A 564-nucleotide genomic window follows, 5' to 3' on the forward strand; every position below is an offset into this window, starting at 1 on the left:
GGGCACTTTCGGTCGCCGTTGTGGCGAGGCTGGTTGGCGCCAGCGCGACAGGTCGGGGCATGGCGATCGTCACCCTGGGCGTCTCGCTCGCAACCATTGCCGCACCGTCGATGGGCGCGTTGATCAGTGACTGGATAGGGTGGCGCAGTGCCATGGCCATGACGGCGGGGCTGGCCGCGCTTGCCATGCTGCTGCAGTTTCTCAGCCTGCCGACCTTGCCCGCAACGGCAAGCAACAGCCTTGCAGATGTATTTCGGCTGACCCGGCGGCGCGGCATCCAACTCGGGATGCTGGCTATCCTTTTGCTGATGACGGGGCATTTTGCCGGCTCGGTCTATGTGCGTCCCTTCCTCGAACAGGTGACACTCCTTACAACCGGACCGATTGCCTTGGCTCTGCTCGGGTTTGGCGTCGCTGCCGTGATCGGTAATGTTGCCGGCGGCCGCATGGCCGACACCAACATCCACATGGCCCTCGCAGTCACCGCGGCGTTGATGGCGGTTGCGGCACTTACTTTGGTGCTTTGGGGCTCGCGTATCGGCGTTGCCTTCGGCTTCGTTACGC

Annotated in this window: 1 protein-coding gene; it reads left to right on the forward strand. The window is 63.8% G+C overall.

From position 1 onward, the window contains the following. Positions 1-564: MFS transporter (locus ENZ74_RS33800; RefSeq protein ID WP_164761505.1), on the forward strand; the 564-nt coding region annotated here is incomplete at both ends.

Origin of the sequence: Mesorhizobium sp. M7A.F.Ca.CA.002.15.2.1, assembly GCF_003998715.1 — a bacterium.
GTDB lineage: Bacteria > Pseudomonadota > Alphaproteobacteria > Rhizobiales > Rhizobiaceae > Mesorhizobium > Mesorhizobium ciceri.